The organism is Luteimonas sp. RIT-PG2_3 (assembly GCF_054902115.1).
The window spans coordinates 20,987-35,259 of the sequence record NZ_JBUBPF010000015.1; the positions used below are offsets into that span (position 1 = coordinate 20,987).

Sequence of the window (14,273 nt, forward strand, 5' to 3'; positions counted from 1 at the left end):
TGCCGCTGCAGCCGCGAACGCTGCCACCAGCTTAACCCATCGACACGCCCCCATATCACGACCTGCAAGGCGCCTATGTCCTCCGGAACCCTGCTTTACTCCCAGTCCGGCGGTGTCACCGCCGTCATCAACGCCACCGCGTCGGCCGTCATCAGCGAGGCCCGCGCCCGCAAGGTCAAGGTGCTGGCGGCCCGCAACGGCATCCTCGGCGCGCTGCGCGAGGAACTGATCGACACCAGCAAGGAGTCGGCGGCCGCGATCCGCGCACTGGCGCATACGCCCGGCGGCGCGTTCGGATCCTGCCGCTACAAACTGAAGACGATCGAAGCCGATCGCGCCAAATACACGCGACTTCTGGAGGTTTTCCAGGCACATGACGTGCGCTGGTTCCTCTACAACGGCGGCAACGACTCCGCCGATACTGCCAACAAGGTGTCCAAGCTGGCGAAGGAGTTCGGCTACCCGCTGACCTGCATCGGCGTGCCCAAGACGGTCGACAACGACCTCGCCGTGACCGACACCTGCCCGGGCTTCGGCTCGGCCGCAAAGTACACCGCGGTGTCGGTGCGCGAGGCCGCGCTGGACGTCGCCGCGATGTCGGAGACTTCGACCAAAGTCTTTGTCTACGAGGCCATGGGCCGGCACGCCGGCTGGCTCGCGGCGGCCGCAGGCCTGGCCGGCCAAGGCCCTGACGACGCCCCCCACATCATCCTGTTCCCCGAGCGCGCCTATGACGAGGCCGACTTCCTGGCCCAGGTCAACAAGGTCGTGGCCCGCGTCGGTTACTGCGTCGTGGTCGCCAGCGAAGGCATCCAGACCCGCGACGGCAAGTTCGTCGCCGACGCCGGCGGCGGCAAGGACTCGTTCGGCCACACCCAGCTCGGCGGAGTCGCCTCGTACCTGGCCGGCCGCGTCAAGGACCAGCTCGGCTTCAAGGTCCATTGGACCCTGCCGGACTACCTGCAGCGTTCGGCCCGCCACCTGGCATCCAAGACCGACGTCGACCAGGCGCTGGCGGTCGGCAAGGCCGCGGTGCAGTTCGCGCTGAAGGGTCAGAACGCGACGATGCCGGTCATCGTACGTACCTCCGACACGCCTTACCGCTGGAAGATCGGCAGCGCCCCGCTGGACAAGGTCGCCAACCACGAGAAGAAGTTCCCGGCCGGCTTCATCCGCAAGGACGGCTACGGCATCACCGCCAAGGCGCGTACCTACCTGGAGCCGCTGATCCGTGGCGAAGCGCCGCCGCCGTACGGCCGCGATGGCATCCCCGCGTATGTCAGCCTGAAGAACGTCGCGGTCAAGAAGAAGCTGCCGGCCTGGGAAGGCTGAGAACCTGCTCACGATCTGTCGCGAGCGCAGCGAGATGGCGCGTGGCGGAGCGCAGAAAGCGCAGTGTACGTGGAGGTAATGAGCAACCGAGCACCTTACGCGCGCCAGATGGCAAGCGCAGCAAGACTTTGAACAGGTTCTGAGCCACAGGCATCTGTTCCAACATCTGATCCACCGCAGGCAGGCGCATCGACGACGATGACGCCTCCTGCCCCAGAACGCGGCGGGTTGGCGGACATCGCCGCCACCCGGGACACCGCCCTCGCGGAAGGACCGCCACCGGATCATCGCGATCCGGTGGCGCATTCGAGCGATCCGGCATCGCGGCATCGCATCGTCCCGCGTCGCAATGCCCCCACACACAGTTCCCCCGCCACCCGACGCTGTGCGATAGTCGCCGGGCACCACTGTTGTCTTTGGCATCCACTCTGGGAGGGGTTTCATGCTTGAGCACTACGGTTTATGGCTTGCACTGGGATGCGCGGTCATCGCGATCCTCTACGGCATCGTTTCCGCACGCTGGATCAACCGGCAACCCGCCGGCAATGCACGGATGCAGGAAATCGCAGGGGCGATCCAGGAAGGCGCCCGCGCTTATCTCAACCGGCAATACCTGACGATCTCGATCGCCGGTGCCGTGCTGTTCGTGCTGATCGGGCTGTTCCTGGACTGGCCGACGGCGGTAGGGTTCCTGCTCGGCGCGGTGCTCTCGGGCGCCGCCGGCTACATCGGCATGAATGTCTCGGTCCGCGCCAACGTGCGCACGGCCGAAGCCGCGCGCCATGGCCTCGGGCCGGCGATGGATGTCGCGTTCCGCGGCGGTGCGATCACCGGCATGCTGGTCGTCGGGCTGGGCCTGCTCGGCGTGGCCGGCTACTGGGCGGTGCTGAACCTGTGGCTGCACCTGCCCACCAGTGAAGTCCTGCACGCCCTGGTCGGCGTCGCCTTCGGCTCGTCGCTGATCTCGATCTTCGCGCGACTGGGCGGCGGCATCTTCACCAAGGGCGCCGACGTCGGTGCCGATCTGGTCGGCAAGGTCGAGGCCGGCATCCCCGAGGACGATCCGCGCAACCCGGCGGTCATCGCCGACAACGTGGGCGACAACGTCGGCGACTGCGCGGGCATGGCGGCCGACCTGTTCGAAACCTACGCGGTTACCGTCATCGCGACGATGCTGCTGGGCTACCTGATGGTCAGCGAGGTCGGCAGCAACGGCGTGCTGTATCCGCTGGTGCTGGGCGGCGTGTCGATCATCGCGTCGATCATCGGCACGTTCTTCGTCAAGGTGAAGCCCGGCGGCTCGATCATGGGCGCGCTGTACAAGGGCGTCATCGTGTCCGGCGTCCTGGCGGCGATCGCGTACTACCCGATCACCACCGAGCTGATGGCCGCCAACAGCCATGGTGCGATGAACCTGTACTGGTGCGCACTGATCGGCCTGGTGCTGACCGGCGCGATCGTCTGGATCACCGAGTACTACACCGGCACGCAGTACAAGCCGGTGCAGCACATCGCACAGGCATCGACGACCGGCCATGGCACCAACATCATCGCCGGCCTCGGCGTGTCGATGAAGTCGACCGCGCTGCCGGTGATCGCAGTCTGTATCGCGATCTGGTGCTGCCACCTGCTCGGCGGCCTGTACGGCATCGCGATCGCTGCGACCGCGATGCTGTCGATGGCGGGCATGATCGTCGCGCTCGACGCCTACGGCCCGATCACCGACAACGCCGGCGGCATCGCCGAGATGGCCGAACTGCCGCCCGAGGTCCGCAACGTCACCGATCCGCTGGACGCGGTCGGCAACACCACCAAGGCGGTGACCAAGGGCTATGCGATCGGTTCGGCGGCGCTGGCGGCGCTGGTGCTGTTTGCCGACTACACGCACAACCTGCAGGCCAGCAATCCGGGCGAGGTGTTCACCTTCGACCTGTCCGACCACACCGTCATCATCGGCCTGCTGATCGGCGGACTGATCCCATACCTGTTCGGTGCGATGGCGATGGAGGCCGTCGGTCGTGCGGCGGGCTCGGTGGTCGAGGAAGTCCGCCGCCAGTTCCGCGAGATCCCCGGCATCATGCAGGGCACCGCGAAGCCGGACTACTCGCGCGCGGTCGACATGCTGACCAAGTCGGCGATCAAGGAAATGATCGTGCCCTCGCTGCTGCCGGTCGCGGTACCGGTCGTGGTCGGCCTGCTGCTCGGCCCGAAGGCACTGGGTGGCCTGCTGATCGGCACCATCGTCACCGGCCTGTTCGTCGCGATCTCGATGACGACCGGCGGCGGCGCGTGGGACAACGCCAAGAAGTACATCGAGGATGGCCACCACGGCGGCAAGGGCAGCGAGGCGCACAAGGCCGCGGTGACCGGCGATACCGTCGGCGACCCCTACAAGGACACCGCTGGCCCCGCCATCAATCCGCTGATCAAGATCATCAACATCGTGGCGTTGCTGCTGGTGCCGCTGCTGTAACGGCACGAACGCATCCTCCGTGACCCGGCCCTTCCCCCTCCGCGGGGGAAGGGCCCTGCGGTAAACGCCGTGCTTCGTCACCGGCTGCATCGCCGGCATCTGCAGCGGCACGACAGGCCGCGCGCCCGCGCGCGGCGTGGGACAATCACCGCACCTTCGCGCGCCCGGTGTCCCGCATGGTCCGTTTCCGCTCCTTCGTCGCAGCCTCGTTGTTGTTGCTGTCCGCCGCCACGTCGGCGCAGACCGCGAGCGTGGATCCACGCTCGCTGACGCCAGGCCAGTACCTGTGGCATCCCGAGATCGCACCCAGCGGTCCGATCGTGCTGGTCGTCAGCCTCGACGAGCAGCGCGCCTACGTCTACCGCAACGGCATCGCGATCGGCGTCTCGACGATCAGCTCGGGCAAGGAGGGCAAGGAAACGCCGGCCGGCGTCTTCACGATCCTGCAGAAGAACAAGGATCACCGCTCCAACCTCTACAACAACGCCCCGATGCCCTACATGCAGCGGCTGACCTGGGATGGCATCGCACTGCATGGCGGCGCCCTGCCCGGCTACCCCGCCTCGCATGGCTGCGTGCGCCTGCCGCAGGCATTCGCCAAGCTGCTGTTCGCGGAAACGCGCAATGGCGACACCGTGGTCGTCGCCGATGCCAAGGCCTCGTCGGCCAGCGTGGTGCATCCAGCCGTGCTGGCACCGGTGGACCGCAGCGGCGTCGCCGGTCTGCCGCCCGCCACCGATGCCGCGCAGTGGGACGACGCTGCCAGCCCGGAAGGTCCGGTCAGCGTGCTGGTCAGCATGCTCGACCGCCGAGTCACCGTACTGCGCAATGGCGTGCGCATCGGCGACGCGCCGCTGCAGGTGGCCGACGGTTTCACCGTCAACGGCTCGGTGCTGATGGTCATGGGCAGCGATACCGAGGATGCCCCCAGCCTGCTCGACCCCGACCAGCCGCGCCGACGCTGGGCGGCCTATCCGATCCTGGGCGTGGACGCCGACGCGCTGGCAATGCTGCAGCTGCGCCTGCAGTCGATGCCGCTGCAGGTCGATGCCGCCTTCTCGCGCCGGCTCTACGCCGCCCTGGCGCCGGGCTCGACGATCCTGCTGACCGACCTGCCGGCCGTGCGCCCGGATCCCGCCGCACAGCCGCTGCAGCCGGTACTGGAGTCCGACGAGACACCCTGAACGGCCCGGGCGCCAGGTCCCAGATCCGCAACCCAGCCTCCGGCCAGGGGGTGAAGTTTGCTCAGCTGCCAGCAGAGCGGGCGCTGATATGCTCGGCCGATCATGTCCTCTTCCCTATCCGCGCTGCTGCTGCGAGCCGCCCTGGTCGCACTGGCCGCCTGTTCCGGAGCGCAGGCAGCGGCGCCCGCGAAGACACCCACGATGGCGCATGACAACACCCTGGTCACCACCCTCGCGCAGGCCGCTCCGGACCTGGACCGCAAGGTGCTGCGGCTGGCCACCAGCGCGATGGCCTGCGCCATGCGCAACGCCCAGCCGAGGCCGGCCACGCTCAGCGTCATCGACTACTCGCTGCCGTCCACCCGGCCCAGATTGTGGGTCTTCGACCTCGCGCAGCCACGACTGATCTACCAGGAGCTGGTCGCGCACGGACGCAATACCGGCGAGAACATGGCCAGCCGCTTCTCCAATACCGAGGGCAGCTTCATGTCCAGCCTGGGCGCGTTCGAGACCCAGGAAGCCTACGTCGGCGCCAACGGCTACTCGCTGCGGCTGCGCGGGCTGGAACCGGGCTTCAACGACCTCGCCCGCGAGCGCGCGATCGTGATCCATGGCGCCCCCTATGTCAGCGAAGACCTGATCCAGCGCCAGGGCCGGTTGGGCCGCAGCCTGGGCTGCCCTGCGGTGCGCCCGGCGATCGCGCAGGCGCTGATCGACCGCATCCGTGGCGGCTCGTTCGTGTTTGCCTACTACCCCGATCCCGAGTGGCTGCGACGTTCTGCCCTGCTGCAGAACGCCTGCGGCGAAGACCGGCTCGGCCATGCCGCGCCCACGGTCGATCCGGGCGCCTGAGCTGCGCGCGGCGACGGCGCGGCGCTGATCCGCGGCCTCCCCCAGCCGGCACGACGGCCAGCCGCCCTGTATCACAGGCCATCGGCCCTGCTGCTACGCAGCATCTGCCCCGGTTAGAATGGCGGTTTCCCGTCACGCAACGCTGGAGCAGCTACCCCATGGGTCTCGACCTCGTCCCAACCGGCAAGAATCCGCCGCACGAAATCAACGTCATCATCGAGATCCCGAAGGACGCCGAGCCCGTCAAGTACGAGGTCGACAAGGCCAGCGGCGCGATTTTCGTCGACCGCGTGCTGTCGACCCCGATGCGCTACCCCTGCAACTACGGCTATGTCCCGCACACGCTGTGCGGCGATGGCGACCCGGCCGACGTGCTGGTGATCCTGCCGCTGCCGTTGGTCCCCGGCTCGGTGATCCGCTGCCGCCCGGTCGGCGTGCTGCGCATGTCCGACGAGGCCGGCAGCGACGAGAAGTTGCTGGCCGTGCCGACCGACAAGGTGTTTGCCGGCTACAGCCACATCAACGACATCGAGCAGGTGTCACCGCATTGGCTCGAGCGCATCGGCCACTTCTTCGAGCACTACAAGGATCTCGAGAAGGGCAAGTGGGTCAAGCTCGATGGCTGGGGCGGCGCCGAGGAAGCCAAGCAGATCCTGCTCGACGCGATCGAACGCGACAAGGCCGAAGAAGCCAAGGCCTGATCAGGTCCCGCCGGCTGCGCGCCCAGCGCGCGCAACCGGCGCAACAGAAAAAGCAGGCCGAAGCCTGCTTTTTTTGTGTCCTCTGCACAGCGCCCAGGGCATGCCGCCCCAGGCACTTCGCTTAAAAGCGGTAGCGCGCACCCAGCGTGTAGTAGCGACCGACCACGTCGTAGAACACCGCCGCCGAGGACGCGATCGGCGGATCCTTGTCGAGCAGGTTGCTGACACCGCCGAACAGGCCGAAGCCGCTGCCACGATTGCCGAAGTCGTAGTTCAGGCCGACATCGACATAGGTGTACGAACCGATCGCGTTGTTGTCGATATCCAGCAGCACGTTGAACTTGCCGCCACTGATGTAGCGTGCCCGAAGGTCGGCGCCGAAGCCGCCATTCTGGTAGTTCAGGCTGACATTGGTGCGCCAGCGCGGCACGCCATTGCCGCCGACCGACGTGGCCAGGTCGTAGCGGTTGACGCCATCGTCGGTGACCAGCTCATCGACATAGGTCACGATGCCGCGCACCCGCAGCTTGCCGGGCAGGTTGATCCCCGACAGGTCGACGTTGTACATCGCATCCAGATCGAAACCGCTGGTCTGGTAGCGCGCCAGGTTCACATAGGGCGTGCGGATGTTGATGATCCGGTTGGTGACCGGATCGCGATTGATGTAACTGCACAACGCGGTGTTGCCGGCATGGCAGCGATTGACCATGTCCTGACCGCCGATAGCGGCAATGATGTTCCTGATATCGATATCGAAGTAATCCAGCGACACCGTCAGCCCGGGCACGAAGCCGGGCTCGTAGATCAGGCCCAGGGTCGTGGTGTCCGACGTTTCCGGGATCAGGTCCGGATTGCCGCCACCATTGCTCAGGGTCTGCTCAACGACGCCGGTGACCGGATCGGCGATCTGTGTGTAGAGGGTCGTCGAGGTGGTGTACAGCTCGACCAGGTTGGCGGACCGGATATCGCGCGACTTGCTGTAGCGCAGCCGCAGGTCATCGGTCAGCTGGTTGGTCAGGCCGAGCTTCCAGGACCAGATCGAACCGCTGGTGCTGTAATCGCTGATCCGCGCTGCGCCATTGAAGTTGAAGTCACGCAGGAACGGCAGGTCTTTGGCCAACGGCACCAGCGCTTCGAGGAACGCCTCCTTGACCGTGTAGCTGCCGCTGAGCGGCGCCGGATTGAACAGCGCGAACTCCTTCGCGGCGGCGCGCGCGTCGACCACCGCTTCCATCTTTTCTCGACGCACTTCCAGGCCGGTGGCGATCGACACCGGGCCGGCCCAGGACGAGAAGGGTTCGCCGCGCAGGCTGGCGCCTGCGGTATCGAGGGTGGTCTTGACGGTCGAATAAGAAGTGCCGGTGACGTAATCCCGCGCCGCCTGCGTGGGGCTGCCCTCGCCGAACAGGTTGATCGGCACACAGTTGGTCTGCGGGTCGGTCAGGGCGATCCGGCAGATCGGCTGGCCGGTGACCGGATGCAGCAACGAGTCCACTGACAACGCGAAGTTCCGGGTCAGGCGGAAGTTCTCATAGGCCGAATTGTTGACCGCCTCGCCATGGCTGACATAGGTGTCCCAGCGCCAGTAGTCGCCGAACACGCCATCCAGGGCCACGGTCGCCTGACGCGTGCGGCGACTGAAGTCGACGCCGAGCTGGGCGAGATCGGCATTGAAACGACCCAGGGTGAAGCTGGTCTCACCGGCGGCCGCCAACCGGTCGCGGACCGCCTGCGACAGGAAGGCATTCTCGGCCGAGATCCGCAGCGCCTGGCCGTTGTTGCTGTCGGTGAACCAGTTGTAGTGGTTGTACATGTTGGTATAGCGGAAGTCCGCCGACAGGCGCACGTTGTCGGTCAGGTCGAAGGTGGCCTTGGTATAGAAGGCATAGCGCTTCTGCGGCGTGATCGCGGCGGTGACATCGTCATAGGACACACCGTCGGTGCCGACCTGGTACGGACGCAAGGTGCCGTCGGGATTGAAGGTCTGGCCCGCCAGGACGCCCGAGTTGACGTGTCCGCCACGGCTGACACCGGCCATCACCACGTTGGGAGAGAGCCGGTACAGGCCCTGGCCATTGGTTGGCGAGTACGCGGGGTTCGCCGTCAGCGCCCAGCGGCCGATGTTGTTGCGTGCGGTCTTCGGGAAGATGCCGTCGTTGTCGAGGAACTCGCCGCCGAACACGACATGGCCGCGACCGTCCGCGAAGCTGGTGCCGCCGGCCGCGCTGACCTGGTACTGCGCGTTGTCGTCGCGCGAGGACACGCCGGTGCTGCCTTGCACGGTGAAGCCTTCCAGCTTGTCGTCGAGGACGACGTTGACCACGCCGGCCACCGCATCCGAGCCCCAGGCCGCGGAGGCGCCGCCGGTCACGATGTCGACGCTCTTGACCAGCGCGAACGGGATGCTGTTGAGGTCGCCGTTGCCGACGAAACGACGGCCATTGAGCAGGACCAGCGTGCGCGATGCGCCCAGGCCACGCAGGTCCACCGGCGCGCTGCCATTGTTGGTACTGGTGGTGCTGGTCTGCGGCGAGGCGCTGGCCTTGAACATCGGCAGGTCGTTGAGCACGGCGGCGACATTGAGGCGCGCGCCCTGCTCCAGCTCGACCGCGCCGATGACCGTGGTCGGCGTGGGAGCGACGAAGCCGGCGCTATCGATCCGGGACGCGGACACCGAGACCGTATCGAGGGATTTGACGTCCGGGGAGGCCGTGGCCTCGGGGTCGGTCGACTGGGCCAGCGCAGTCGCGCTGCAGGCCAGGGAAAGAGCGGTGAACAGCAGACGTGGACGCAGTGCAAGACACGTGTGTTTCCGAAGCATTCGGGGACCCCTTCTTGGATTGTCAGGCGTGCGGGCAGGTCCAGTGCAGCCGCGCGCTGCCTGGTGCCACACGGGCCCCAGAGCAGGGGCACGCCTTGAACTTACAGTTCTTTTACATCCAATTGCAACCCGTTTGGGCCTCATTAATCCCAATTAGAAAAAATAATGCTTGATATGGATCACATTTTCAGTTTCATGAGGATGGCTCCATTCCCCGCTCGGCCTTGCCGGAAGATCCGCCCCTTCCAAGACCGCCCTTCGGGACCTCGTGGCTCCGGCGCCTTCCACCCCCCTGCGCGCCCTATCAGCCCCCCTTGCGGAACCCGCGCCCTCAAAACGGGAAAAGCAGGCCGAAGCCTGCTTTTCCGTTGCAAAACCTGACCTGTCAGGGATCAGAAGCGCTGCTGGTACTTCATGTAGGTGAAGCGACCGATGTCGAAGCCGCCGTAGTACGAGAAGCCGCTGGACGGCTGCGTGTACATCACCGGGCCGACGCGGTCGAGCACGTTGTTGACGCCCACCGAGATCGTCGCGTCCCACGGCGTCTTCCAGCGCACCTGCACGTCGTTGAAGGTGTTCGAGCCGGTCTTGTTCTGACCCAGCGCGTTGCCGTCGCGATCGACATAGTCGGGCAGGTTGCAGGTATCGCCGAAGTAGCACTCTTCCTTGACGCCCGAGTGGTAGCGCGCGGTCCAGGTCGCACCGAAGTTGCCGCGCTCCCAGTTCAGCGACGCCACCGAACGGATCCGGAAGTACGCACCGTCTTCGCTGGCAAAGCCGACCTGCGCCTGCGGCGTGGTGTTGTCGGTGCTGTCGCTCTTGATCTCGAAGTTGCTGTAGTACGTCGTCGCCACGTTGATGCCGAACTGGCCGTAGCTGGTTTCGGGCAGCGTGTAGTTGACTTCGAAGTCGTAGCCTTCGATCTCCCAGTAACCGGCATTGCGGCCGATACGGGTCAGCGTGTTGACCACGCCGTTCTCGTCACGCGTGAAGTAGGCGCACTGCGACGCGATGTTGTAGACGTAGCAGTCGCTGAGGATGCCCGAGGCGTTGAACGCGGTGACGACGTTGTCGATCCGGGTCTTCCACCAGTCCAGCGAGATACCCAGGCCGGTGACGAACTGCGGGCTGTAGACCAGGCCCAGCGAACGGCTGACCGAGGTCTCGGGGGTCAGGTCGGGGTTGGAACCGCTGAGGAACGGCGTGCCGCTCTGGCCACCGTAGGCCAGCGTGCCGCCCTGGCCGGTCTGCTGGAAGCCAACGTTGCCGTCTTCGTCGTCGACGTAGGTATAGTCGGCATAACCGGCGATCGCAGCGGAGCAACGCTGGTAGATCTCCGGGTTCGACGCGGCCGCACCGTTGACGGTGTCGCAGGGGTCGGCGTAGTAGTCGAAGGTCTGGCCGGTGCCGCCGTAGAGGTCGGAGACCGAAGGCGCACGGAAGCCCTGCGCCCAGGTGCCACGGACCAGCAGGTCTTCGATCGGGCGCCAGCGGAAGCTGGCCTTGCTGTTGGTGGTGTCGCCGAACACATCGTAGTCGGAGTAGCGGCTGGCGACGTTGATCGCCAGTTCCTTCGCGCCCGGCAGGTCCGCCAGCAGCGGGATGTCCAGCTCCAGGTAGATTTCCTTGACGCTGTAGCCGCCCGAGGTTTCCTGCGCGGCGAGGTTGGTCGAGTTGCCGGTCTGCGCGAACGCATCGGGCGAGTAGCGGCCGGAGACGCGACGGCTTTCAACGCCGGTCGCGAAGCCCAGCTCACCCGCCGGCAGCGTCACCAGCGAGCCGGTGATGTTGGCGAAGTAGTTGTGGGTGGTGGTCTCGGACGTGGCGGTCTCGGTCAAGAAGAAGCGCTTCTGGATGTCCGGATTGGCCAGCGAGTTGGGACCCGAGCTGAGCACCGGGCTCCACGGGGTGCAGTTCGCGAGCGCGATCGGATTGGCCGCGGTGCCGCACTGGACGACGCCATCGGCGTTCAGGAACGACGGGCCGAGGGCCTCGCGCACGGCGATCTTGTTGAAATCGCCACGCGACCGGATCGTGGCGTCGCCACGCGTGAACAGGTAGCCGACATCCCAGTCGAAGTACTTCTCGCCGACTTCGAACGAACCTTCGAGCGCGGCATTGAAGCGGTAGGTATCAAGGCGACGATCGACGGTGCGCGGTACTTCCGAGCCACGGCGGCGGAAGTCCAGCGACTCACCGGTGGGGTTGAAGTAGCTGCCGGCGCTCATGGGCGTCTGCACGTCCGGGTTGGCACTCTGCAACGGATAGCCGGCGACCTGGATGCTGGTTTCGCGGCGGTTGAAGCTGGCGTCGGTGACCAGGCGGACCTTGTCGGTCAGCTCGAAGTCGGCGCTGGTGAAGATCGAGGTCCGCTCCATGCCGGTCTTGACCATCATCTGCTCGGCGGCGTTGCTGGTATCGCCGTTCGGGCCACCGACCTGCGGACGGTAGTCGGCCAGATTGGTGGGGTCGCCGCCTTCATTGAGCACCAGCCACTGGTTGGGGTTGGCCGGGTTGCGGATGTTGCCGATCGCGCCGACGACGGTGTAGCTGTACGCGGGGTAGCCCGGATAGGTGTCGATCGCCCACTTGCGATTGCGCGCCCAGACCGGCTCTTCCTTGTCGTACTGCGCGCCGAAGACGATCGAGCTGCGCTCGCCACGGGTACCGACGGTGAAGTCGAACGACTGCGTCGCGCCGTCGCCTTCGCCGTACTGGCCGTAATAGGCATTGGCCTCGGCGCCTTCGAAGTTGCGGCGGGTGATGACGTTGATGACGCCGGCGATGGCGTCGGAGCCGTACAGCGACGAGGCGCCGTCCTTCAGCACTTCGATGCGCTCGACCATCGACGACGGAATCGTCGCCAGGTCCTGCAGGCCGTCATTGTTGACGCCCAGGCGACGGCCGTTGAGCAGCACCAGGGTGCGCTCCGGTCCGAGGTTGCGCAGGTCGACATAGGTACCGCCGGGGCTTTCGCCGGCGCTCAGCGGGGTCGAACGGCTCAGCGAGGGGCTGCCGGTCGCGGCGATGTTCTGCAGGATGTCGCCGACCGACTGGAAGCCCTGCTTCTCGATGTCGGTGCGCGAAATCATCTGGATCGGCTGCGCGTTCTCGACGTCCACCTTGCGGATGCGCGAGCCGGTGACTTCAATGCGGTCGAGCGTCGTGGTGTCGTTGCTGTCCTGCGCGAACGCGGCAGCCGGCACGAGCGCGGTCAGGATGGCGGCGGGCAGCAGGCCCATCCGCACGATTGGATTGCGGGACTTCATCTAGGTCTCTCTCCAAGAAAAAAAGCTAAAAAGTTACAGGTGCGTTAACACCGCCGTAAGGTACGGCCCGATCGGAGACAGGTTTTTACGAGGATGGCCCGATGTTTTTGCAGAATTTGTCGGGTCACCGGGGATTCACTTAGACATCACGCAATCGTTGACTTTGCGCAGTCGGCAAGTCTCGAACGCTTCATCAATCACGCAAGCTGTGCGACTTGCAGGTGCTTTTGGGGGGGCACTGGTAAGCGGACGACACACAAATAGATGCTTCAAACGAATCGTTGTCACTGAAGGGCTGTTGCGAGTGCTGATGTTGCCGCAATGACAGCGGCTTGCTGGCTTCAGTGACGCAGCGGTCGCGGGCTGCGGCTGCTCTTCCCTCGGTCACGGCATCCTGCCCTGACTCGGGCACACACTATCCATGGCGTGCTTGGCGCAGCCTCCGCCCGTGACCACTGCCGCGAGCGTCAGGATTGCGGCGTCGGTGAAGTCTCCGACGTAGGCCCCGTCGAAGACATCGGCCCATCCGACATCAGTGCGTCGCCTCGGCTGGGGATTGCGGAGAGCGGGCCATGGATGACCTGCGGCGGCCAAAAGACACCGGCCGATACGGCAAAAAAACCCCGCGCTTCGATGAAGCGCAGGGCGTTCTTCAGCCATTCAACCCGTCAAACCACTCAGGGCTTGGCGTTTGCGAGCAGTCGCGGCGCCGGAGCGCTCTTCCCGGCATCGGGACGGCTGCTGCCATTGCGATACTGACTGGCCGTCATGCCGAACTGCGCGCGGAACGCACGCGCGAAGCTGCAGCAATTGTCGAAACCGCTGGCCGCGGCGACCTCGCCGATCATCATCGAGGAACTGCGCAGCAGACCGGCGGCCCGATCGAGACGCGTGCGCACCGCGACCGACTGCGCTGTCTCGTCATACAGCCCCTGGAACGCCTTGGAGAAGTACCAGCTCGAAAAACTGGTCAACTCGGCGAGCTCGGTGATGCGGACGATGCGATGACTATTGCCTTCCAGATACAGTCTGGCGCGCTGCATGCGCCCGAACACCTGGCGCTTGCGGCTGCGTGAACGACCGGGGCAACGCCTGATCCGCGTTGCGAACTCGCGCTGCAGGTTGGCGAACTGCATCAGGAACGCGCGCACCGACAGCGCGTCGTCGTGACCGCTGCGGGCCTGGCGCCACAACCGCAGCACCGTGCGCAGCTGGGTCAGGTCCATCCTGCCACGGCCCACATACAGGCCGCCATCGGTCAGCGCTTCCAGCATCTCCAGCGCCTCGCCGCCGACGGCCACGCCGATGAAGAGTCCCTGCGGATCGGTCTGCACCAACGGATGCGAGTCGCGCTCAAGCACCATCCAGTCGCCGCGCTGCAGGCGGAAACGCCCCTCGCGCGACTCGATCCAGCCGCTGCCACGCAACTGCACCCATACGCTCAGCAACGGCGCCGACAGCTTCACGCAACCCAGCCGCGCCGCGCCCAGCACCCGCGCAGCACCTGCTTCGGCGGCTTCGGGCATTTCGACGTTCAACACATGGCCGCGATCGGCCCAACCGACTGACAGCATCTTTCGACATCCACTTCACTTGCGAAGCGTCCTTTATGCGACGTGGCGCCAGGCTTTGCCGGAAAGT

At 65.9% G+C, this 14,273-nt stretch carries 8 protein-coding genes; 5 read left to right on the top strand and 3 right to left on the bottom strand.

The window, feature by feature from the left end; translation table 11 throughout:
- The first annotated feature begins 75 nt into the window (after nucleotides 1-75).
- The 5 genes from ACYX7E_RS17220 (at nucleotide 76) to ppa (ending at nucleotide 6,542) form a co-directional block, all read left to right on the top strand.
- The gene (locus ACYX7E_RS17220) at nucleotides 76-1,332 is read left to right on the top strand and encodes a 6-phosphofructokinase (protein WP_462081830.1); all 1,257 of its coding nucleotides are present in this window, start codon (nucleotides 76-78) and stop codon (nucleotides 1,330-1,332) included.
- 442 nt (nucleotides 1,333-1,774) lie between these two features.
- The gene (locus ACYX7E_RS17225; RefSeq protein ID WP_462081831.1) at nucleotides 1,775-3,805 is read left to right on the top strand and encodes a sodium-translocating pyrophosphatase; all 2,031 of its coding nucleotides are present in this window, start codon (nucleotides 1,775-1,777) and stop codon (nucleotides 3,803-3,805) included.
- A 176-nt stretch (nucleotides 3,806-3,981) separates the two neighbouring features.
- Nucleotides 3,982-4,989, top strand: a complete 1,008-nt coding sequence (locus ACYX7E_RS17230) for a L,D-transpeptidase (RefSeq protein ID WP_462081832.1) — start codon at nucleotides 3,982-3,984, stop codon at nucleotides 4,987-4,989.
- Between the two features lie 102 nt (nucleotides 4,990-5,091).
- Nucleotides 5,092-5,841 carry a murein L,D-transpeptidase catalytic domain family protein gene (locus ACYX7E_RS17235; protein ID WP_462081833.1) on the top strand — a complete coding sequence of 250 codons (750 nt, stop codon included), beginning with the start codon at nucleotides 5,092-5,094 and terminating at the stop codon, nucleotides 5,839-5,841.
- 158 nt (nucleotides 5,842-5,999) lie between these two features.
- On the top strand, nucleotides 6,000-6,542 hold the full coding sequence (gene ppa, locus ACYX7E_RS17240) for an inorganic diphosphatase (protein ID WP_462081834.1): 543 nt from the start codon (nucleotides 6,000-6,002) through the stop codon (nucleotides 6,540-6,542).
- 121 nt (nucleotides 6,543-6,663) lie between these two features.
- On the opposite strand, the gene ACYX7E_RS17245 is transcribed toward ppa, so the two are convergent.
- The 3 genes from ACYX7E_RS17245 to ACYX7E_RS17255 form a co-directional block, all read right to left on the bottom strand.
- The gene (locus ACYX7E_RS17245) at nucleotides 6,664-9,363 is read right to left on the bottom strand and encodes a TonB-dependent receptor domain-containing protein (protein WP_462081835.1); all 2,700 of its coding nucleotides are present in this window, start codon (nucleotides 9,361-9,363) and stop codon (nucleotides 6,664-6,666) included.
- A gap of 392 nt (nucleotides 9,364-9,755) precedes the next feature.
- Nucleotides 9,756-12,632: a TonB-dependent receptor plug domain-containing protein gene (locus ACYX7E_RS17250; RefSeq protein WP_462081836.1), complete on the bottom strand. Its 2,877-nt coding sequence runs from the start codon at nucleotides 12,630-12,632 to the stop codon at nucleotides 9,756-9,758.
- A 677-nt stretch (nucleotides 12,633-13,309) separates the two neighbouring features.
- Nucleotides 13,310-14,206, bottom strand: a complete 897-nt coding sequence (locus ACYX7E_RS17255; protein WP_462081837.1) for a helix-turn-helix transcriptional regulator — start codon at nucleotides 14,204-14,206, stop codon at nucleotides 13,310-13,312.
- Nucleotides 14,207-14,273 lie beyond the last annotated feature (67 nt).